The sequence below is a fragment of the Pedobacter caeni genome (genome assembly GCF_900129215.1).
GTDB classification, from domain to species: domain Bacteria; phylum Bacteroidota; class Bacteroidia; order Sphingobacteriales; family Sphingobacteriaceae; genus Pedobacter; species Pedobacter caeni.
Genome location: NZ_FQUQ01000001.1, coordinates 493,951 through 516,485 on the forward strand (window position 1 = coordinate 493,951; position 22,535 = coordinate 516,485).

The window sequence follows — 22,535 nt, forward strand, 5'->3', positions numbered from 1 at the left end:
CTAAGCTGTTTTTTCTAAAGATTTGCTTCGTAGGACTTCCTGAAGAATCAGTTTCACTTCCGGTTTGCAGGAGCCGCAACCCATTCCGGCGCCTGTCGTCTGACAAAGCTGTGTCAGATCTTTGCAACCGGAGGCGATTTTATTCTGCAGGTTTCCTATGCCCACATGATTGCAGCTACAGACCAGTTTTCCGCTCACTGGTTCTGTCTTTTTTCCGCTTCTAAGCAATTGTAACCGCTTGTCGCTCAGTTCTGTCTTGTTGGCAATCAGATCTCTGAATTCCATAAATTCAGTTTTGTCGCCTATCAAAATGGTTCCTACTAGCTTGTCCTGATGAATGATACACTTTTTATAATAGCGCTTGGTTTTATCGATAAACACGATTTCTTCATAATTTACCTGATCCGGGCATTCGGAAAGACCGATGCTGCAGAGATCAAATCCCTGGATTTTAATGATGTTCATAAATAAACTCCCCTGGTAATAGCTGCTGATGTCGCCATTATGGAATTTCGCCACCACTGCCGCCTGTTGCTCTGCTGCAGCAGTTATCCCATATAATGTTCCCTCAAACTCGGCAATTTCCCCAATGGCATACACTGAGGGGTCGCTGGTTTGCAGGCGCTCATTGACCAGTACACCGCGTTTGCAATCCAGTCCGCATTCCCTGGCCAGTTCAATATTGGGGGTGGTACCGATGGCCAGGATTACGGCATCGCAGTTTATTCTTCTGCCACTTTTCAACTCAATTCCGGTTAGTTTAGAGCGGCCATAATAAATTTGCACCTCATCATTGTAATAGATATCACAGCCCTGATCAACCATTTCTTCATGTAAAAGCTGACTGCCCAATGGATCAAGCTGCCGGTTCAGGAATCTGGAAACCCTTTGAATAATGGTAATCTGTACCCCAATTTCACGGAGGGAAGCTGCCATTTCCAGGCCAAGTAATCCACCACCAACAATTGCTACATGTGCTTTTTTTGGAATATGCTTTTTGAAATTATCTGCATCATTGCGGTTACGCATTGTGAAAATACCAGGCAGTGATGGTGCGTTTTTTGGTAGGGTAGCCCTGCTTCCGGTAGCCATAATCAAGACATCATAAGGTGTTTTCCTCCCTGTATTGTCTGTGACGTATTTTTTCTCCCGGTTAATGGATTCAATGCCAATGCCCCTTAAATGCCGGATGTTATACTCAGGTTCTTCCTCCTCCTTCATCTTTACCAATTGCTCCCATTTTTGCGTTCCGTTGATATAGTCGGGCAACATCACCCGGTTATAAAAAGGAAGGTTTTCTGTGCTGAAAACTGTGATCTCGTCCCTTGTATTGATTTCACGGTAAGACCTCACAAAGCCATGACCCCCTGCACCAGCACCGATGACTACAATCCGCTGGAAATCTTTCCTGTATTTTTCAATACGTACAGCACAATATTTGAAGTCCGGTTCTTTTGACTCAGGATCAATGATGGTGCTGGTAAGGTTATTGGCACGGTTCAGGTCGCTCCCCAGAATCTTTCCCCAATGCATCGGAAGAAATACGACACCTTGTTTTATCGTGGCCGATACCTTTGCTTTTACCTGTACTTCACCACGTCTTGAGCTGACCAGAAGTACCTGATCTTCTGTAATATCCAGTAATGTTGCATCAGCAGGATGAATTTCCAGAAAACTATGCTTTAGGTGTTGTTTCAATTTACTTACTTTCCCGGTTTTCGACATGGTATGCCATTGGTCGCGTATCCTTCCTGTGGTTAAAATGAAAGGAAAGTCTTCGTCGGGCAACTCACTTTTCAGTTCATCTGAGGGGCTGTGTATAATTGCCTTTTTGGAAGGGGTGTGAAACAGATGATTGGTAAACAGGCGTTTGGTACTTCCTGTTTTCTTATGGTAGGGCCATTGTACAGTTTTGCTGTCGTCTATCTGTTTGTAATCCAGACCACTGATGTTGATGCTGGTCCTGTAGGTAAGCTTTGTATGCTCTTTGTAGATGTCTTCCATACATTTATACTCAAAGCCTTTGTAGCCCATTTTTGTGGCAAACCGGCAGATGATCTCTGCATCAGGTAAAGCTTCTCCAGGAGCGTTGGTCACTTTTTGCAGGTGGCTGATCCTCCTTTCGGAATTGGTCATTGTTCCTTCCTTTTCTGTCCATGCCGCGGCGGGCAAAATCACATCAGCATAGGCCAGGGTTTCGGCCTTGTCTGTGATCTCCTGAACCACTACAAACTTTGCTTTTTTTAAGGCCTGCTCTGCAAATCTTGCATTAGGTAAGCTTGTTAATGGATTGGTACACAGTATCCATATGGCTTTTAACCTTCCGTCATTTAACGCTTCGAACATTTCGGTTGCCGTAAAGCCCGGTTGATCTGAAATGCTTGTCCCTCCCCAGAATTTTTGTACTTCTAGGCGGTGTGCCTCATTGTTCAGGTCCCTGTGTGCAGGCAACAGGTTGGCCAGGCCGCCAACTTCCCTTCCGCCCATAGCATTGGGTTGTCCGGTTAAGGAAAAAGGACCTGAGCCTGGTTTACCGATATGTCCGGTGATCAGGTTCAGGTTAATCAGGCTCAGGTTCTTATTCACCCCTATAGAACTTTGGTTCAGGCCCATTGTCCATAAGGTTAAAAATCCTTTGGCATCGGCGATATAGCTTGCTGCAAGCGCTATTTCCGACACCTTAAGGCCACAGATCAATGCAGCCTCATTTAATGTTTTTTCAAATACTTTTTTCCGGTAATCCTCAAAGCCTGTGCTGTGTTGGTTAATGAAATCAAGATCTATGTTTCCCTTTTCGATCAAGAGCCTTCCTATGGCATAATTCAGGGTAACATCTGTACCAGGATGGAGTTGAAGGTGGAGGTCTGCCAGTCCGCAGGAATCCGTGGCCCTTGGATCGGCAATAATTAGTTTAACTCCTGGATTTGCTGCTTTATGTGCTTCGATCCGACGCCAGAGAATAGGATGGCACCATGCCGGATTGGCTCCGGTGATAAAAAGGCAGTCTGCCAGCTCAATGTCCTCATAACAAACAGGTACACTATCTTCACCTAAAGCCATTTTATAGGCAGTAACAGCACTACTCATGCATAACCGGGAATTGGTATCTATATTATTGCTGCCGATAAAACCTTTGATCAGTTTGTTAATGACATAATATTCCTCTGTAAGGCACTGGCCGGAAGCATAGAAGGCGACAGAATCGGGCCCGTATTTATCGATAAAAGTTCTGAATACGGCTGCGGTTCGGTTCAGTGCATCATCCCAGCTTACTCTTTGCAAGGGGATGCTTTTGCCATACCGCATTTGCGGATACAGTAAACGGTCGCTTTTGTCGTTTACTGTATACTGAAGGTTAAGCCCTTTACTGCAAAGCATTCCACGGTTTACAGGATGGTCAATATCACCTTCAACAGCAATGTTATCATTTTTATCCAACGTTACTTTTACACCACAGCCGACCCCGCAATAGCAACAGGTACTGGTAAATACTTTATTTGTGTACGCTGACATAAGTTGCGGTTATATTAAGCTTGTAACAGCTCGGGTTTTATATTTTCAGTTTTTACTGCACCTTTAACCTTGAATTTTGTGATAAAGACGATCAGTCCGATGATGGCTACACCAATTCCGATGTAATGAAAGGCGTCTGCATAGCTGAGGTGTTCAGATTTAAACAGGAAACCAACCAGCATTGCGCCTATGTTTCCGCCGGCTCCTACGATGCCACTTACCGTTCCAATGGAATCTTTATTGACAAAAGGCACAATTCCGTAAGTTCCTCCATTGGCCATTTTAAGAAACAGGGCAAAGAACAACATCGCTGCGATAGCCATACCTAAGGTTTGTGATTGTGCAAAAAGACTGATTCCTATCCCTTCAAGTAGTAGTAGCCCGCCAAGTAATAGTCCTTTTCCACGTAAGCCGTATGACTTCCCTACTTTATCACTCACATAACCACCCAATGCTCTTGCAAATATGTTCATGCCACCAAATATGCTGGCCATAGCACCGGCCATGATCATGGATGCGCCAAACTGATCTGTAAAGAAGGTTGCTGCTACATTATCCACCGTAATCTCAATTCCAAAACAGGCGGCATAGGCGAGAGCAAGTACCCAGGTCCGGTAATCCTTTAGTGCAGTAACAAAGGACCCTTTCTTTGCGGTTTTAACAGCACTCCGTTCCAGCTCTCTGAAGTTTCCTTCAGGTGTATCTTTAGTGTAGTTGTAGTATATGAAGGCCATTATAATCAGTATGATACCTGGAATCACCATGGCCATTCGCCAGGAATCGGCCTGGCTTACAAAGCCCAGGCTGGTAAAGCCTGCAGCCAGGAGCGGCATGATTAAATTGGTGACGCCTCCACCCAGATTTCCCCATCCTCCGGTTACTGCATTTGCAGTCCCCACCACATTTGGGGCAAACATCATTGAGGTGTGGAATTGGGTGATGACAAATGAAGCACCGATAATTCCAATGATAAAACGGAATAATAAAAAACTCTCATAACTGTTGCTCAGTCCAATACACATGACCGGAACGGAACCGACAGCTAACAAAATGGTGTAAGAGAGACGCGGACCTAAGGTGTCACAGAGTTTTCCTATAATCAAACGGGCAATAATTGTAGCAGAAACAGAGGCAATAATAATGTTTCCTATTTGATCCTTGCTTAAATGTAATTGTTCGCGGATCAATGGCATTAATGGGGCAACCCCAAACCAACCAAAGAAGCAGAAAAAGAAGGTTACCCAGGTGATGTGAAAGGTTCGCATCTGAATACCCCTGGCTGAAAAAATGTTGAGTTTACTTAGTGGTTTTAAGTTGGTGGTCATGGTCTGTTTAGGTTTAGGTTCTGGAATCGATGGTCTGTGGGCTGTTTTTTATAGTGCTGAGTTAAAATGATGATGAAATGGATAGTAGGTGATGAGGGCTTCTTTGTTGAGTTGCATTAAAGCTGCAGGCTGCATAGCTAGGCCCTGAGCATGGACACCTGCGGTTACATCTCCGGAGCCGTTGAAAGGAATCAGGTTTAACCCACCGGAATTGCTGGTCCTGACCGGAAAAAACTCAGTTAATCCATGTTTCTTGGTTCTGACTTCTAAAAATGGTCGCATTTGTGAGGGGCGGGTCTGGTATCCAAAGCAGCGGTAGAGGTAATGCTCTACAAAAATGGTAAATGTGCTGAGGCAGGAAAGCGGATTTCCTGGTAGGGCAAAAACAATGGTTCCGGATTGCCCTTTTCCTATCAGAACTGGCTTCCCGGGACGGATGTTAACCTTATGGAATAAGGTTCTAACGCCCAGTTCCTGTAAGACTGCTGGCACGTGGTCGGCATCTCCGGCAGAAACGGCTCCGTTAATGACTACCAGGTCCGCTTCCAGTGCTTCTTTTAAAATATTTGTTAATTGCTTTTTGTGGTCCTTTACGTGTTCACATAGAATAGGTTTAATTTTCCATTGATGCAGCAGTGATCTCAAAAGATACTGGTTGCTGTTGCGGATCTGAAAAGGGTTGAGGCTCGCAGCAGGATCAATCACTTCATCACCCGTGGTGATCAGTGCGACTTTGGGTAGTCTGTACACTTGTAAAGTCGTTTTACCTACTGTTGCCAGCAGGGCAATAACCTGTGGTGTGCATTTTGAAGGCGCCGAAAGCAGTAAAGTTCCTGCTTTGCAATCTTCCCCTTTTCTGGCAATGTTCTGATAGGGCTTGAGGGCCTCAGAATGTAAGGTTACCCGGCCTTCAGATTCCTCTCCATCTTCTTTTCTGATGATGATGTTTGCCATTTCAGGAGTCGCAGCACCTGTCATGATTTTATAGCAGTAACCGGAGTTCAATGGGTATTTGGCTGGTTGGCCGGTAAATATGGTTTCTGTGATCTGGTATTTTCTGAGCCCTTTGTCCCAGTCGGCCTGCATGAACGCGAAGCCATCCATTGCCGCTCTGTTGAATGGCGGATAATCGCGGTCTGCGCAGATGTTTTCTGCGAGTATCCTGTTGTCTGCTTCGTCCAGATGGATCGTTTCTTTTTCAAAAGGAACCGAAATACCGGAGAGGATGGCGATTGCTTCGTCAAAATCGATGATGCTCAATGTCCGCCTCCCTTCATCATTTTACGGGCATGGAATATTCCCGGTAATACGGCTTCCAGGGACTCACGCGCCCCATCTGTGCTTCCGGGTAGTGTGAGGATCAGGGTATGTGAAATTGATCCGGCCACCGCGCGGCTCATCATGGCCATGGGGGTGCGCATTTGTCCGAAATTCCGCATCGCTTCCGTAATTCCATCTGCATCGCGTTCCAGGAGTTCAGTTACTGCAGAAACAGTATGGTCGCGTGGGCCGAGGCCTGTGCCTCCGGTAGTAAAGATGAAATGTACGTCTTCTGCTACCCATTTAAGCAATTGTTGTTGGATCAGCTTTTTATCGTCTGGAAGAACTTCATAAGCTTTTACGTTAGCATTGACCTGTTCGAGCATTTTTCTGATCATTATTCCGCTTTTATCTTCTCTTTTTCCTGCTGCTGTGGAGTCGGAGCACACCAGAATGGCGCAGACAGGAGGGCTGGAGAAATATTTCTTCCGGTCGCTTTTACCGCCTGTTTTGTGCAATAGTTTAATGCCGCCGATTTCCAGAGTAGTGTCAACAGGTTTCAGCATATCGTAAATTTCCAGAGCTGCAATGGAAACTGCAGTCAGCATTTCCATTTCGATACCTGTTCGGCCTATAGATTTTGCCTCTCCGTTTATGGTGATACATGGCCTCGGGTTGTCGGTCATCTGGAAGCTGATGTCCATTCCGTCTATCGTTACCGGGTGACAATGGGGCAGGAGCTGAGGAGTGAGTTTGGCGCCTAAAAACCCGGCAGCTCTGGCTACATCAAAGAGATTCCCTTTAGGAAGCTGGTTCTTCCTGATAAGGCCCAGCGTTTCATCTGTGCAATAGACCACTGCAACGGCTTTTGCTGTTCTTAATGTGATTTGTTTGCTGGTGATATCGCGCATAGCTCAGGTGTGTTTGAATTGGGAATTGAGGTTGGTGATTCCTTTTTTTAAACTAAAAGCATTTTTATAGCCCTTAGCTCTTAGTTTTTTTGCAGCCTGCAGGCTCCTTAATCCCGTCTGACAATAGAAATAGAAATGCTGATTGGCATCGAATGCGGTCAAGTCAAACTGTTCCAGCTCTTGTAATGGAATGTGTTTGCCGCCGATATGCTGTGCTTTTCTTTCGGCATTTGTTCTCACATCGATGAGCATTATTCCTGAGCTTTGTCTGCTGAAATCTTCTGCTGTCAGTTCTATGGCCTTGGTGATTTCGGAAAACCTGGAATAGCTTTTGGCTTTTGAAAACGGATCAGCGGTATAGTGGGTGAGTGTGGTGTTAAGGCTTAGTGCTTCAAAGCTGAGTAGTTTTCCCCTTAGTACTTCTTCGTGTTCTAAAGCGATTTTGATGACTTCATTAGCCATCATTGTTCCAATGATATTGGTGCTGATCATATAAGCGCCGCTTTCCGCACAGGAGAGCAGGTCTTCGTCGGCCTCCGGCTCCTTAAAAAGGCAGCGAAGCGTAGGGGAGTTTTGATAGTTGAATACGGTTAAATGTCCTTCGGTCTGGAAAATCGCTCCATATACAAGGGGCTTACCTTTTACAATGCAGGCATCGTTAATCAGGTATCTGGCCTGGAAATTATCAGTTGCATCCACCACGATGTCATAGGGTTCAATCAGTGGCAGGATATTTTCTTCGGTTACAAAGAAACAATGCTCCTGATAAAAAATTAAGGGATTTCGGGATCTGAGCGCAGTGATGGCGATTGTCGTCTTATGTTTTCCGGTATGTGCGTAATTGAAGAGTGTTTGTCTTGAAATGTTTGAGCTACTGATTAAATCTCCATCTGCCAGACCAATATTTCCTATCCCTGATGACGCGAGAGCAGTAAGGCATGGGCAGCCCAGTCCTCCTGTTCCGATCACAAGCACGCTGACTTTGTTTAGTGCTTGTTGTCCCTTAAGAGCAATGAAATCAAGCTTTAAATGGCTTTTATAGTAGTTGTTGTTCATACTCAGGCAGATGTTTATGCTTAATTCTTCAATCCAATATATACCAGTCCGTCTTCTACTTTTACCGGATAGGTTTGTATGGCGCATTCATCACCGCTCAGGCATTCTCCTGTTGACAGAGAGAATGTCTTTTTGTGGAATGGGCAGGCGATTTTAGGATCTTCTCCGGCAGATCCAATCATGCCGCGACTGAGTGCCATTTGCCTGCGGTGGGGACAAAGATTTTGTGTTGCATACCACTCATTGCGACGTGTAAAATAGAATAGTGCGATTTGATCATCACCACACTTGACACATACGCCGCCATTTTCTACTGCGTCTTCCACACGGCAGGCTGCAAACCAGTTTGTTGTTGTTTCTATCATGATTTCTATTTTTTAGATTAAGCCAGTGTCCAGTCTGTAGCTTTTTTCTGACCCCGCATTTCATCAAATTTTACCGTTGGATCTTTTTCTTCGGGAGCGTTTACGAAATGATTAAAACGTTTTCTGATCTCCGGATCTTCGATGGCTGTTTTCCATTCGCACTGATAGCTATCTACCAGCGCCTGCATTTCCAGTTCCCATTGTGCTGCCATACCCAAACTATCATTGATCACCACATTTCGCAGGTATTCTATGCCACCTTCCATTTTATTCAGCCAGGGGGCAGTCCGTGTTAAAGGATCCGCAGTCCGGATATAGAACATTAAAAAGCGGTCTATGTATTTGATACAGGTATCGCTGTCTGTATCGGCCACCAGTAAGAGCGCATGTTGAGGTTTACTTCCCCCATTGCCACATACATAAAGGTTCCAGCCTTTTTCTGTCGCTATGATTCCGAAATCCTTGCTTTGTGCTTCTGCACATTCCCGGATGCAACCGCTAACCGCTGATTTGAGTTTGTGGGGTGCGCGCAGGCCTCTGTAGCGTTCTTCTATTCTGATCGCATAGCTTACGCTGTCATGTAATCCAAACCTGCACCAGGTGCTACCCACGCAGCTTTTTACGGTGCGTAAGGCTTTTCCATAGGCATGTCCGCTTTCGAAGCCTGCAGCAATCAGTTCTTCCCAGATCAAAGGGAGGTCGCTCAAGTGTGCTCCAAACATGTCGATGCGCTGTCCGCCTGTTATTTTAGTGTACAGGCTGTATTTTTCAGCCACCTGACCAATGACGACCAGTTTTTCAGGAGTGATTTCTCCTCCCGGGATGCGGGGCACGACAGAGTAAGTGCCACCTTTTTGTATGTTGGCTAAAAAGCGATCGTTACTGTCCTGGGCGGTATCATTGCCTTTTTTGAGGATCATGTCGTTCCACAAACTCGCCAAAAGCGATGATACCAATGGCTTGCATACTTCGCAGCCATCTCCTTTGCCCAGGTTATCCAGTACCTGCTCGTAACTTTTTAGATGGTGTATTTTGATCAGATCATATAGTTCTTGCCTGCTTAAGTGAAAATGCTCACAGATTACGTTCCTCAGGTATTTGCCGTTTTGTTTCATGGTATGAACCATCAGGTCTTTTACCATGGGCAGGCAGCCTCCACAACCGGTTCCCGCTTTAGTGCATTTCTTTATGGCATCTAACGATTCGCAATTGTTTTCGCTTACGGCATCGCATATTGATCCTTTGCTGATACCTTCACAGCTGCAGATCAGGGCTTCATCAGGGAGTCCGGCAAGCCCTGCATTCTCGTTTTGTTTGCCACCTCCTCTGGAGCCAAGGATGAGGTCTTCGGGGTGGTCTGGAAGTAAAATCTTATTGTTTACCGTCTGGAGGAGCATATTGTAGGCCTCAGCTTCTCCGATTAATATTCCACCCAGCAGATATTTCCCATCATTGCTAATGTTAATGCGCTTATAAATGCCTTTATGGCTGTCTTCAAAAAGTATGGTTCTGGCATCCGGTTCTGTGGTAAAAGGATCGCCAAAGCTGGCTACGTCGACACCGATGAGTTTCAGCTTGGTGCTCATGTCAAAACCTTTGAATGTTTTATGGTCATCGCAAAGTTTTGCGGCGGCAACTTCCGCCATTTCATAACCCGGGGCAATCAATCCATAGATGTTATGGTCAAACAGGGCGCATTCGCCAATAGCAAAAATGGCAGGATCACTGGTTTGCATAAACTCATTTACAATAATACCCCCTCTTGTACCTACTTCGATGCCTGATAGCTTGGCCAGCTCATCTCTTGGTCTGATTCCCGCAGAGATCACGAGCATGTCTGTTTTTAATTCTGTATCGTCATTAAATTTTAAAGCGCTGATCCTGTCGGTTCCTTCTATACTGCTTGTTCCCTTATTGGTATAGATGTTCAGGCCTAAAGCGCTAAGTTTATTTTGCAGCATTCCACTTCCTGCGCTATCGATTTGCCTTGGCATTAAGCGTGGTGCAAATTCTATAACATTTGTCTCTTCGAGGTTTAAATCGATCAGGGCTTTTGCTGCCTCAAGTCCCAGTAGACCACCACCCAGTACGGTGGCTGCTTTTGCATGTACAGCATAGTTTTTAATCAGATCCAGATCATCAATGGTGCGATACACAAAAACACCCTCCTTGTCAATGCCGGGTATGTCGGGGACAAAAGGAGCAGAGCCTGTCGCAATAATCAGGTAGTCATACTCCTGGGTAATCCCCTTTGAGGAATGGACCGTTTTAGTGCTCCTGTCTACTTCTTTTACCGGATCATTTAAATAAAGTGTTATTTCCTGTTCGGAGTACCAGTCTTTTGAAGATAAGGAAAGGTCATCTGCCGATTTGCCGTTGAAATATTCGCTTAGATGAACCCTGTCATAGGCTATTCTCGGCTCTTCCCCAAAAATTATAAGGCTAAAATCATTTGATTTGGTCTTTATTTTCTCGCAAAATTTATATCCAACCATTCCGTTTCCAATTATAACTACTTTTTTGTGTTTCATGCCAGTTATTTTTTATTGTTTTATGGTTATTTTGATTTTTAGTAAATTATTTTTGGTTTTTTGTCTCTATTTGTTTGTTATAATTCTTTTAGTTGAATTTTAATTTGACATTTTGTCTAATTATTTTGTTTCTATTTTTGTTTTATATGATTTATGTGTTGTAAATATATGTTTTTGAAGTATTAAAATCAAAATATTATGATATTTATCATTAAATAGTCTATTTTTGAATATAATATTGGTGTATTTCTGTTTTTGTATCTAAAAATTAGCGATTATGTTAGAGAATACAAGTGATTTCGGGCTTTTTGTCTTAGGTGGAGGTCCTGGGGATCCGGAATTGATCACTTTAAAAGGATATTTGGTGCTAAAGAGGGCAGAAGTGATCCTTTATGACAACTTAATCAATAAAGAGTTGCTAAAAATCGCTCCGAAGGACTGTAAAATGGTTTATGTTGGTAAACAACCTTACGGAAACTACACTTCTCAGGAAGCTATTCATGAACTGATCAAAGAATATACGGACACACATCAGGTTGTGGTTCGGCTAAAGGGCGGGGATCCTTTTATATTCGGGAGAGGATTTGAAGAAGTGCTTTTTGCTGAAGAACATGGTATTCCAGCTCATTATATTCCAGGTATCAGCAGTATGCAGGCTGTCGGTCTGAGTGGAATCCCACTTACCCACAGAGGAATAAGTGAAAGCATGTGGGTAATCACAGGTACGAAGAAAGATGGCCATCTGTCATCTGATCTTAATTGTGCGATCAGGAGTAAAGCTACTGTAGTCATCTATATGGGAATGAGGAAACTGGAGGAAATCTCAGCGATCTATCAAAACGCAATGCTTGGCGATATGCCGGCAGCGATTATACAACATGCGAGTCTGCCTGCGCAAAAGAAAGTACTTTGTAAAGTAAAAGATCTTATGGTTGCTGCAGCAAATGCCGGATTAACGTATCCGGCAATAATTGTTATAGGTGGGGTGGCGGGAATTATTCATACCCCTGAAAAAAAATATTCTCATGAGAACTTATAAAATAGCAGCATTGTTTTTCTTTGTTTTATTAAGTGCCAGCTCAATATGTCATGGGCAGACTAACGTAAAAAGAGCTGTGGTGACGATAACAGGTCAGGTGCACAAAACTTTAGTTTTGAATGAATTGGAGTTGAACACATTCAGGCAAACCCAGGTATTAAGAAGAGATAAAGAAGGGCACAAGCATCGGTATTCCGGGGTGCTACTTCTTGATCTATTACAAAAAGCAGAAATTAATTCAGTTCATGGACCCGGTAGCAAAAACCTGAATAGGTATATTCTTGTGGAAGCCAGCGATGGTTATCAGGTAATTTTTACGTTGGCAGAACTGGATGAAAACTATTCCAGTAACCGGATTATCCTTGCCAATAGCAGGGATGGTGAGGCCTTGCCGGCTAACGAAGGACCTTTTAGGGTCATTGTACAGGATGGTAAGAAGCCGGCCAGGTGTATCAGGCAGGTGACTAACATAGCGGTCAGAATTGTGGATTCTAAATTTTAAAAAAAAACAGATTCAAAAAACAATTCTGAGTATCTGTGTGTTACGCCTATCTAAGACTCATACCTATGAATCTCGTAACATCCTCTCAAATCGAACAGGTTACGACCTGTCAGAGCCAGGTGCATGCCATTGCCCGGCTGATTATGCAAAAAAAATTCCAGGCTAACGAAATCGGCGATTATGTGATTGGAAATGTGTTGGTCGAAAATCAGAATTGCATAGACCATATTAATATTAAACGGTGTATGTCTGAATTTTCCGACCAAAACAACAGGGAAGCGGAGCAATTCTGGCTTCCTTATTTTGAGTTCTTCTTTCCTCCGGAAGAAAGCATTGTGATTGACCCGGAATTGTTTGACGCCATCAGTCACAAGGAACACCGGAAAGTGCATTTCTTCTTTCAAAGAATAAGGCCCAAGAACAAATTGGACTACAGATGGTATTTCTCTACTTCAAGACTTTGTCTGACGGAATGTGAAAACGTAGATTCCATCTTGTTCCATTATGCTTTTGAACTCATCAAGCCCGAATGTCATGCCATGAAGATGGAAAATCCCATGAGTATGGAAAATCCGGTGAATATAGAAAATGGCATTCGAACAGAAGAGGAGGATTATTCTCAGAAATACTGCACACGTGTCCTATTGTTGAGCAAGCGCGAGAAGGATATCATTAAGCTGATTGTGGAGGGGAAAAGCAGTTTCGAGATCGCCGAAAAGCTGTACATATCGATCCATACGGTAAACAATCACCGGAAAAACATCATCAGGAAGCTGGAAATAAACAACCTCTGCCAGCTGACGAAATTTGCCATTCTGTTTAAAATCATATAAACCCTTACAGATCCAAGGTCATTTTTTTATTACAAATGACTAATAGTAGCTATTGTGATTATTGTAAAACATGCTGAGCTTTAATAGAGTCAAGACCAACACTGATATTGACTTTTTGACCTGCATTTAACCTCTTTACAATGATCGACAACGCTCTCATATTGTTGAAATCTGAATTGACAGCTTACCTTGTTGCTAAGGGCGACAATGCAGCTAACGTCATCATCGATAATATCGGGCTTGCCGAAACAACAAATGGTGCTTCGTTGATTGATAATGTGGTGATCACCCTGGTGAATATTGAAGAAGAAAGCACCCTCAAAAATCAATCTCCTTTAAAACGTTTCCAAACCGGATCAGCCGTTTATGAGAATGCCCCGGTATGCTTAAACCTATATGTCTTAATGACCTGTAACTATTTTGGAGAAGGTTACTTACTGGCCTTAAAAAGGTTGTCGATGATCATTCAGTTTCTTCAGAGTAAGAACTCCTTCTCTTCGGCTTCGGCCTCAAGTGGATCAAATGATCCTAAGGGTCGTACGGAGCTGAAATTTACAATGGAACTATATACCCTCACTTTCGAACAAATTAATCATTTGTGGGGATCTCTTGGTGGAAGGCAGGTTCCTTTTGCCATGTATAAACTGCGGCTTGTAGCCATCTCTGAACATGCAATTGTAAGAGAGGTACCGCTGATAGAAGAAATTGAAACCAATATTTCAACCTTATCCGGCCATAATTGATGAACATGGTATATAAAATATTGTTTGAAGTAAAGCTCTTACATGAATTTTATCTGACAGATAGAGCCGGGAAGAATATATTTGAGCTGAACTCACAAGCCGGCCGGCTGAATTTCTTAAAAGCGCGTTTTGAAAGCGATCAGGAAAATATCAATGGAGATATTGCTTTTGAGGTCCCTGCACAGGCAAAGGTCATATTTGATCATTATCATTTAAAATTACTGCCTGCCTATGCAGGATTCAAAATAGCAATCGGGGTGATTCCTGAAGTGTTGCCTGGTGGGGTTAAGGTTTACCAGCCCAGACATCCATTGCCCGACAACCTGAGCATCCCCGTCTTAGCAGTTAAAAAAAGCGCACGTCTGGATGGTTTTACCAATGGTAAAATGGAGCGGGTGTTGCCTGCGGCCTTTTATTTTTCCAATGACAGCGCCATAACCGGCGATCGGATCTGGCCCTTCTTATCAGCAGATATTCCTGCATTTGATGGCAGTGTAGCTTATGAACAAGGAGAACTGTTAAAGTTTGCTGCCAATGATTACCGGGAATTTTATAGAGATGATGCAGATGCTGAACAGTGGATCTCCTTATCCGGGACCGCCTTTGCCAACGAAAACGACCAGGTCCTGTTGCCACTTAACTTCTATTATGCCTTTCCGAAAAGCAGTATGGTCAGCAAAGTCAGCTTTAGCTTAAAAGACAAAGACGGAAACCTGCTGGATAAGATTCAATTTGAAAATGACAAGGCCTACCGAAAAGTATTGCTGGCCATCGATGAAAAGAAAGTTTTACAGCTGCCAAATGCGAAGGCGGACGGTCAGTTGATCTATACCTTAGAGGTGGAAGGTGACGGTGGCTATCATAAAATCCATAAGGTCATTTTTTATCAGGATGAGCAGGAGATCAGAAACAGCCTTGGCCTGATCCTGATGAAAGTGAAAGCCAGTCAACCGGCTTACGACCTTTTAGACAATGATGGCAGGCTCCTCGCTCAAAAACAACCTGATGGCACCTTCAACCCAGGTCCGCCTGTGTTTGAGCTGAACTTCAAAAGCAAGCTTTCTTTCTGGCGCTACATCAACAACAGGAGGAAAGATCTGAAAGCCGGCATGCATCCTGATTTCCTGTTGTCAAAAAACGGCAAACTCATTTCCAAAAGGCCAAGGGCAGTTACCCATACCGCCACCTTATACAGAAGACCAGACAATACCTTATATTACCTGCCAAATCCAGAACCATATCAAACCATAATCCTTGAAAGTAATAAGATGTATAGTGATATAATGGTGCAGGAATCAGCCCTGTTTCCTTTAGCACCTTAGTCAGAAATGTATTTTAAAAATTTAATTAACTAAATAACATTTGTTATGTCAGATTATAAAACCCCGGGAGTTTATATTGAGGAAATTCCGCATCTCCCACCTTCTATCGCATCTGTAGAAACAGCGATCCCTGCGTTTATCGGCTATACCCAAACGGCGCAATGGAAAGAAAAAGATGACCTGAGAAATGTGCCATGGAGGATCGAATCCATGCTGCAGTATGAACAGTATTTCGGGTATCCCGATCCTGAAAAGGAAAGCATCACGGTTTACTTTAATGGCAGCGAGGTGAACGCCAAAGTGGATGACACAAAAAGGTCTAAGTTTTTAATGCATTATTCTATGCAGCTGTATTTTGCAAACGGTGGTGGCGCCTGTTGGATTACCTCTGTGGGAGATTATGTGGCTACAGGAGGAATTATTATGGCCGATCATCTTAAAGCTGGCCTGGCAGAAGTCGCGAAAATAAATGAAGTAACACTTCTGGTTTTTCCTGATTCTATTAACCTTGCAAAGGATGATTATTATACTTTACATGATTTAGCCATCGACCAGTGTGTATTGCTTCAGGACCGTTTTACGGTGCTGGATGTCTATCATGATGTCGCGAATAAAGAGAACTGGGCCGGGGACATCAAATTCTTGCGGGATACTTTGTCCGGTAACACCGATGATCTTAAATATGCTGCGGTGTATTTCCCTAAAATATACACCGGGGTCGATTATTATTATAAAATGCCAGAAAACCCGACCAAAGACAATGATGACTTAGTTAAGATTGTCGGTATACCAGGTATAGAGCTGCTTTCCGGTTTAATAAAGGAAAATAATGCGAAATACTTTCAGGCTAAAAGTGCAGTAACCAATATCCAGATGTTATTGCCAGCTTCGGCAGCGGTAGTCGGGGTATATGCGCAGGTAGACAATGCACGTGGGGTATGGAAAGCTCCGGCTAATATTAACATTACAAATGCCTTGCGACCTGAGTTTTTGATTACCAATAAGCAGCAGGATGACCTTAATGTGGACATTACGGCCGGAAAATCTATCAATGTGATCAGGACATTCGCAGGGCGTGGGCCCGCAATTATCTGGGGGGCACGCACCTTAGCCGGAAATGATAACGAGTGGCGTTATGTGCCGGTAAGAAGGTTCTTTAGCATGGTGGAAGAATCTGTTAAAAATGCTACTGAGCAATTTGTATTTGAACCCAACGACCGCAATACCTGGGTAAGAGTGAAATCTATGATCGAAAATTACCTGACACAGCAATGGAAGACGGGAGCATTGATGGGCGCATCAACAAAAGAAGCTTTTTTCGTCCACATCGGACTGGGAGAAACGATGACCGAACTGGATTTATGGGAAGGGAGAATGATCGTGGAAATCGGGATGGCAGCGGTTCGTCCGGCAGAATTTATTGTGCTAAGGTTTATGCATAAAATGCTTGCTGAATCTTAATCATGGAATTGTTATTTATTGACCAATTAAATCTATCGTTATGGCCCCAATAGAAAACTCAGGTTCAAGGGAACAACAAAATGGGAATTGCAGTGATGCAGAAGTAAAGACAGCAACACAAAAAAGCTTATACCGTATCAAAGAAGAGTACTGTAAAAAATTAAAAGTGAAAGAGGCAGAACTGGTGGAAATGGAAATCACTTCTTATGGTACACTATTGAGCTATGAAAGGAAGAAATGCACCTTTGTAAAGACGGAGAAAAACTACCTGCTGGTCAGGAACCTTGAACTTAAAATAGGGGTTGAGCTGATTCAGGCCTCTGATGAGATCAAGAAGAATGTAGTGAGTTATAATACAAGGAATACCGCCTTGGTGGATGCCCTGAAGGCTGTGATGAAAACAGCAAAAGAAGCTAAAATGAAATTTGGAGAACTCCGGGAGGCGGGAGGTAAGCTGGATGGCTGCATGAAAGACAGTTGCAATTCAGGACAGTTGAAAATCATCGGATGTGCGGATGATGACGATTGTAATGATTCCAATAAGCAGTTCGAAAAGCCGAAAAAACCAGATCCTTGCCGGGATGTTTGCCACATTTTGAAAGAGTTGATCAGTACGCCTGACAGCCTCTTTCAGGACATCGATATCATCTTCAATTCAGCGGCAGAAATCATCGGTATTCAGTCTTTCTCCAATATCAAAACGCTGGAAAAATTCCAATTGGATTTTGCAGCCAATGCGAAAGGGTTTGACGACCTGATTCAGGCACAAATGATCAGTGGCGGTGTGAGCCTGAAAAAGGCACAGGAAGAATTGGTTCTGGTGATCAAAACTTTGACACAGTCTGGTTATACTTTGTACAACAAACGGAATGAGGTAGAAACAATTGATAAGACAACAAGCTACCTCTGTTGTCATAAATGTACTTGTATAGATGACTGCGGCTGTGATGGTGACAATGAAGAGGATAACAGGTTGAAAGATTGTAAATGTAAGATCTGCCAAATATGTAAAGACGTGACAGAGATCTATTCAGGTGATGGTCAATCAAATTATGATTCGGGGGATTAACCCGATACAGGAGATGTGCTAATCTATTAAATCATTAAAATTACTATTATGCTAGTCTACAATAAAATATGCAACGATGACAAGGAGAAAAAGGATTGTTGTGATAAAAATCCAGGCCACGAAAACGAAGGAGGGGATAGTTGTTATGATACCTGGGTAAAGGACCTGAGACAGGTTACCTCCGACTGGAGAAAAGCGAATGCCGTTGCCCTGAAGACGGAAACAGAGTATGGCCTTGTCCTGGAAGAGCGGGACAGACTGAAGGCCTGGCGGAGTGATTGGGAAGCTACCGATGAAAAAGTCGATGCCCTATGCCGTCAGCTGGAATTGTTCATGCTCCACCTTGTGAAAGTAGGTATGGTAACTGAAAAGACCTATGAAGCTATAGAAATACTTTTCTGCATGACCGAAGATTTGTATATCCGGGTTGATAAACTTAAAACAGGATATGATAAGTTATTGCAATGTATCCAGTGCCTGAACAGACCTGAACTTGGGCCGGGAATTGGCATCATGAAATGCATAGAGAATTATGGTGCAAAACTGGATGCAGTGATTCAAACAAGAGATGTATTGATTACTCAGATCATAACCGCACTGGAGCTTGCCTACGATATGCACATTAACATTTCTGAGGAGTACGGTTTGAAAAGTGTAATTCTCTACTGGAAGAAAAAATTCAATTGCAAAGGCCCTTGTGGTTGTGACCATAACCACAATACACAACAGGCTAAAATTGTACCCGGTAATCAGGGCAATGATTCCTGCAAACTGCAACCCCGCATTTCTTTACCTATAGACGAAGATGATTATTTCACCGGCCTGGAAGACGATTATAAGAAGGTGAAGGAAGAGTTAGACCGCCTTAAAGTAGAACTGGATGCGGCAAGGGAAAAGAGAGATACCCTGCTGGCTTGCAAGCAAAGTCTGGAAAAAGCAATTGAAGAGGTGAACCCCGCAAATAAATGTAAATAAATACCCGAAAAATAAAACCTACCATTATGGCAACTGATCCTAAAAAGAACTATCCTCTTCCTAAATTTCATTTTCAACTGGATTGGGGAGGAACTAGAATTGGGTTTACAGAAGTAAGTGGACTTGATTTTGAAACTGAAGTGATTGAGTACAGGGAAGGAAGTAGCCCGACTTATAATAAAAGCAAACAACCTGGACTGACAAAGTATGCAAATGTGACCCTGAAAAGGGGAACTTTTCTTGGCGACTTTGAATATTTTGAGCAATGGAGGAAAACCATGATGTTCCAGGAAGGAAAAGAAAAATTCAGAAGGGATGTCACCATCCGTTTGCTGGATGAAGAACATCAGCCCATCATCTCCTGGACCCTATCACGTGCCTGGCCCTCTAAGGTGCAATCTACCAATCTGAAGGCGGATGCAAATGAAGTAGCCATAGAATCGATTGAGCTGGTGCACGAAGGGCTCTCCATTGTTGAAGCGAAAAAATAAATGCGGTAGTCATGGCAGATCAGTTTTATGAAACGGTTAATTTTCATTTTGCAGTCAACTTTGCACTGCGGGGTGCAAAATCTGTGGATGTTAAATTTCAATCGGTCACGGGTTTAGATTCCACTATTGATATCGAATCCATTAAGGAGGGGGGAGAAAACCGCTTTGAACATGTGGTGCCCACAAGGCGCAAATATGGTCCGCTGATCCTGAAAAGAGGCCTCTTGGCTCCAGGTGCATCAGGGATTACAGATTGGCTTAAAAGAGCATTTGATGATCAGGTTTATGAAACACTGGAGACGGTCGTGATCAATTTACTGGATGAGGAACATCAGTCTGTAATGCATTGGAAAATCAATAATGTATGGCCCCGAAGCTGGAAAATCGGAGAACTGAATGCCGGAAGAGGAGAGATCCTGATCGAAACACTGGAATTGAACTACAACCGCTTAATTTTTCAAAAATCATAGTTATGCCAATCGAAATACGGGAGCTGATCATTAAAGCAACGATTGTGCAGGACGGAAATCCTGCCAGCCATAACAGCAATTCTGTAGTGAACAATGGGGTTAGCCCTTCGGAGGAAGTGATAAAAATATGCATCGAAAAAGTATTGGAAATTTTAAAAGAAAGAGATGAGCGCTGATTACATGTCCGGGAAATTAGAGAAGTTACTGATTTATTCTTTTACTGACCGCAAGTTTCAGATCAAGGATGCGGAGCAAAAGAATAAACCGGCTTTTGTAGCGCCCATCAATCCGGAATCTTTTTCCAAAGGCTATAAAGTAGAACATGATGTCCAGCGGCCGCACGGAGCAGGATCTGCTGAGGTGAAATTTAAGTCTACCGCTCCGGAAGAACTCAAACTGGAATTTATTCTGGACGGTACGGGCACTATGGAAGGTTATTGGGCAGCATATAAAGATAAACCGGTTCATGAACAGATGAAGATTTTTATGGACTGTGCGTACAATTATAAAGGGGATATTCACCGGCCAAATTTCCTGTTGATCATCTGGGGCTCAGAGATTAAATTCAAATGTGTGCTGACCAGCCTTGATGTGAATTATACTTTGTTTAAACCCGATGGATCACCATTGAGGGCCAGGCTTACGGCCACCTTTCTGGATTATCAATCCCGTGAAGAAAGAATTGCGGAAGACAAGCCGGCTTCTCCGGACCTTACCCATCATAGGGTCATAAAACAGGGTGATCGAATCGACTTACTGACCTATAGCATCTATAAAGATCCTAAATATGTAATGCAGGTAGGTAGAGCCAATGGCCTCAGCTCTATCAAAAAACTAAAAACAGGAAATGAAATCTATTTTCCACCCTTTGATAAAAATGAAATCTGATGGAAGAACTGATTATACCCAACCCATCTGCACATGATGTAGCCAGCTTTAATGTATTGCTGGACGGTAAAGCAATGGATGCTTCTTATGAGGTATTGAGCATTTCTATTGAAAAAGAAATCAACAGGATCCCTACCGCAAAAATTGTGTTAAAAGATGGAGACGCTTCGCTTACCGACTTTGAAATCAGCAATAAGGAAGATTTTGTACCGGGAAAGGAAATCATCATAAAAATCGGTTTCGACAGCAATAATAACAAGGCTTTTAAAGGAATAATCACAAAACATACGATTAAAGTAAAGGAAAACGGAAATACACAACTGCTGGTAGAGTGCCGGGATCTGTCAGCACGTATGACCATCGGCAGGCATAGCCGTTATTTTTTAAATAAGAAAGACAGCGAGGTTTTTGATAGCCTGATCGGGGAATACAAAGGGCTTTCCGGAGATATTAAACCGACAACCCTGAAGCATAAAGAACTGGTGCAACACCACCTCAGCAATTGGGATTTTATGTTGCTCAGGGCTGAAGCGAATGGGATGCTGGTCAATGTGGATGATGGAACGGTTAAAATCAGTAAACCAGATACGTCCCAGGACCCTGTATTACAGGTGGCTTATGGATCGTCGATTATAGAGTTTGAAGCAGAAATGGAGGCCCGTGGCCAATGGGCCAATGTATCCGCCAGCTCCTGGGATTATACAAATCAGGCGCTGTTTAAAGCAGAAAGCTCAGAAGCCGGATCCTTTACCCAACATGGAAATGTGTCGGGTGCTGATTTGTCGAAAGCAGCAGATCTGGACAAGTTTCAGTTACAGCATAGCGGCCACCTGCTGGAACAGGAGTTACAGGACTGGGCAGATGGAACGATGTTGCGCAGCCGCCTCGGGAAAATCAGAGGCCGGGCCAGGGTTTCAGGTTTCGCAGGAATTAAACCAGGCCATATGCTGAAACTCTCGGGTGTAGGCAATCGTTTTAATGGAAACGCTTATGTAACCGCAGTTAAACAGGATATAGGAGATGGCACCTGGTATACACACATTCAGTTTGGACTGGATCCGGAGCGATATATGGCTGCACAGAAGGAGGTGAATGACTTTGCTGCGGCTGGTCTTTTGGGCTCCATACATGGCCTGCAGATTGGCAAGGTGCTGCAGCTGGAAAACGATCCCGATGGAGAAGACCGCATCCTGGTAAAGATTCCGGTGATCGATAACAGCTCCAACGGAACCTGGGTAAGAGTGGGCTGCCTGGACGCCGGTTCAAACAGGGGGTCTTTTTTCAGACCGGAGATTGATGATGAGGTCATTGTGGGCTTTATTAATGATGATCCCCGTCATGCGGTGATGCTGGGCATGCTCAATAGCAGCGCGAAGAAAGCTCCGCTCAAGGCGCAGGATGCCAATGATGAAAAAGGTTTTTTCACCCGAAGCAGCATGCGCATTCATTTTAATGACAATTCCAAAACCATTACCATTGATACCCCGGCAGGAAACAGCATTCAGCTGGATGAGCAGGGCACAAAAATTGAAATTAAAGACCAGAACAACAATAAAATAACGATGAACAGCAGCGGAATTTCTATGGAAAGCCCGAAGAATATTGAAATAAAAGCAGGAGTAAACCTGACGGTCAGCGCTGGTGCAAGCTTGTCCATTTCCGGAGCATCAATCGCCGTAAAAGCAGATACGAGCCTGGGGCTGGAAGGCGCGGCAACAAAGCTTTCTTCATCTGGTATTACAGAAATAAGTGGATCATTGGTGAAAATAAACTAAGAAGAT

The 22,535-nt window shown here is 43.5% G+C and carries 20 protein-coding genes; 13 read left to right on the forward strand and 7 right to left on the reverse strand.

The window, feature by feature from the left end; genetic code table 11:
• From BUC20_RS02015 to nirB, 7 genes are read right to left on the reverse strand one after another with little or no spacing between them, the layout of a single operon-like run.
• Nucleotides 1-3,513, reverse strand: coding sequence for a nitrate reductase (locus tag BUC20_RS02015; RefSeq protein WP_073226757.1), 3,513 nt, complete (start codon nt 3,511-3,513; stop codon nt 1-3).
• 14 nt (nt 3,514-3,527) lie between these two features.
• A complete protein-coding gene (locus BUC20_RS02020) occupies nt 3,528-4,838 on the reverse strand; it encodes a NarK family nitrate/nitrite MFS transporter (protein WP_073226759.1) in 1,311 nt (436 codons plus the stop codon).
• 48 nt (nt 4,839-4,886) lie between these two features.
• Nucleotides 4,887-6,098 (reverse strand): molybdopterin molybdotransferase MoeA, encoded by a 1,212-nt coding sequence (locus tag BUC20_RS02025; RefSeq protein WP_084528453.1) that lies wholly within the window; start codon nt 6,096-6,098, stop codon nt 4,887-4,889.
• Nucleotides 6,095-7,009, reverse strand: a complete 915-nt coding sequence (gene moaCB / locus BUC20_RS02030; RefSeq protein ID WP_073226762.1) for a bifunctional molybdenum cofactor biosynthesis protein MoaC/MoaB — start codon at nt 7,007-7,009, stop codon at nt 6,095-6,097. Before moaCB ends, BUC20_RS02025 begins: the two co-directional genes overlap by 4 nt.
• A gap of 3 nt (nt 7,010-7,012) precedes the next feature.
• Nucleotides 7,013-8,065, reverse strand: coding sequence for a HesA/MoeB/ThiF family protein (locus tag BUC20_RS02035; RefSeq protein WP_073226765.1), 1,053 nt, complete (start codon nt 8,063-8,065; stop codon nt 7,013-7,015).
• 20 nt (nt 8,066-8,085) lie between these two features.
• Nucleotides 8,086-8,430 carry a nitrite reductase small subunit NirD gene (nirD, locus tag BUC20_RS02040; protein WP_073226767.1) on the reverse strand — a complete coding sequence of 115 codons (345 nt, stop codon included), beginning with the start codon at nt 8,428-8,430 and terminating at the stop codon, nt 8,086-8,088.
• A 17-nt stretch (nt 8,431-8,447) separates the two neighbouring features.
• A complete protein-coding gene (nirB, locus tag BUC20_RS02045; protein WP_073226769.1) occupies nt 8,448-10,961 on the reverse strand; it encodes a nitrite reductase large subunit NirB in 2,514 nt (837 codons plus the stop codon).
• Between the two features lie 277 nt (nt 10,962-11,238).
• Between nirB and cobA the strand changes: the two genes are divergently transcribed.
• From cobA to vgrG, 13 genes are all read left to right on the forward strand, one after another.
• Nucleotides 11,239-12,000, forward strand: coding sequence for a uroporphyrinogen-III C-methyltransferase (cobA, locus tag BUC20_RS02050; protein WP_073226772.1), 762 nt, complete (start codon nt 11,239-11,241; stop codon nt 11,998-12,000).
• Nucleotides 11,987-12,502 carry a molybdopterin-dependent oxidoreductase gene (locus BUC20_RS02055; RefSeq protein WP_073226775.1) on the forward strand — a complete coding sequence of 172 codons (516 nt, stop codon included), beginning with the start codon at nt 11,987-11,989 and terminating at the stop codon, nt 12,500-12,502. Before cobA ends, BUC20_RS02055 begins: the two co-directional genes overlap by 14 nt.
• A 65-nt stretch (nt 12,503-12,567) precedes the next feature.
• The gene (locus BUC20_RS02060; RefSeq protein WP_073226777.1) at nt 12,568-13,335 is read left to right on the forward strand and encodes a response regulator transcription factor; all 768 of its coding nucleotides are present in this window, start codon (nt 12,568-12,570) and stop codon (nt 13,333-13,335) included.
• A 140-nt stretch (nt 13,336-13,475) separates the two neighbouring features.
• On the forward strand, nt 13,476-14,078 hold the full coding sequence (locus BUC20_RS02065; protein ID WP_073226779.1) for a Pvc16 family protein: 603 nt from the start codon (nt 13,476-13,478) through the stop codon (nt 14,076-14,078).
• Between the two features lie 5 nt (nt 14,079-14,083).
• Nucleotides 14,084-15,400 carry a hypothetical protein gene (locus BUC20_RS02070; RefSeq protein ID WP_143166670.1) on the forward strand — a complete coding sequence of 439 codons (1,317 nt, stop codon included), beginning with the start codon at nt 14,084-14,086 and terminating at the stop codon, nt 15,398-15,400.
• 45 nt (nt 15,401-15,445) lie between these two features.
• A complete protein-coding gene (locus BUC20_RS02075) occupies nt 15,446-16,861 on the forward strand; it encodes a phage tail sheath family protein (protein ID WP_073226785.1) in 1,416 nt (471 codons plus the stop codon).
• Between the two features lie 40 nt (nt 16,862-16,901).
• Nucleotides 16,902-17,930, forward strand: a complete 1,029-nt coding sequence (locus tag BUC20_RS02080) for a hypothetical protein (RefSeq protein WP_073226786.1) — start codon at nt 16,902-16,904, stop codon at nt 17,928-17,930.
• Between the two features lie 48 nt (nt 17,931-17,978).
• The gene (locus BUC20_RS02085; RefSeq protein WP_073226789.1) at nt 17,979-18,905 is read left to right on the forward strand and encodes a hypothetical protein; all 927 of its coding nucleotides are present in this window, start codon (nt 17,979-17,981) and stop codon (nt 18,903-18,905) included.
• Between the two features lie 26 nt (nt 18,906-18,931).
• A complete protein-coding gene (locus tag BUC20_RS02090) occupies nt 18,932-19,396 on the forward strand; it encodes a phage tail protein (protein WP_073226791.1) in 465 nt (154 codons plus the stop codon).
• 11 nt (nt 19,397-19,407) lie between these two features.
• Nucleotides 19,408-19,866, forward strand: a complete 459-nt coding sequence (locus BUC20_RS02095; RefSeq protein ID WP_073226794.1) for a phage tail protein — start codon at nt 19,408-19,410, stop codon at nt 19,864-19,866.
• A 2-nt stretch (nt 19,867-19,868) separates the two neighbouring features.
• Nucleotides 19,869-20,042: a DUF5908 family protein gene (locus tag BUC20_RS33860; protein WP_159441037.1), complete on the forward strand. Its 174-nt coding sequence runs from the start codon at nt 19,869-19,871 to the stop codon at nt 20,040-20,042.
• Nucleotides 20,032-20,754 carry a CIS tube protein gene (locus tag BUC20_RS02100; RefSeq protein ID WP_143166671.1) on the forward strand — a complete coding sequence of 241 codons (723 nt, stop codon included), beginning with the start codon at nt 20,032-20,034 and terminating at the stop codon, nt 20,752-20,754. The genes BUC20_RS33860 and BUC20_RS02100 overlap by 11 nt, the downstream gene beginning before the upstream one ends.
• Nucleotides 20,754-22,529 carry a type VI secretion system tip protein VgrG gene (vgrG, locus tag BUC20_RS02105; protein WP_073226800.1) on the forward strand — a complete coding sequence of 592 codons (1,776 nt, stop codon included), beginning with the start codon at nt 20,754-20,756 and terminating at the stop codon, nt 22,527-22,529. The genes BUC20_RS02100 and vgrG overlap by 1 nt, the downstream gene beginning before the upstream one ends.
• The last annotated feature ends 6 nt before the right edge of the window (nt 22,530-22,535 follow it).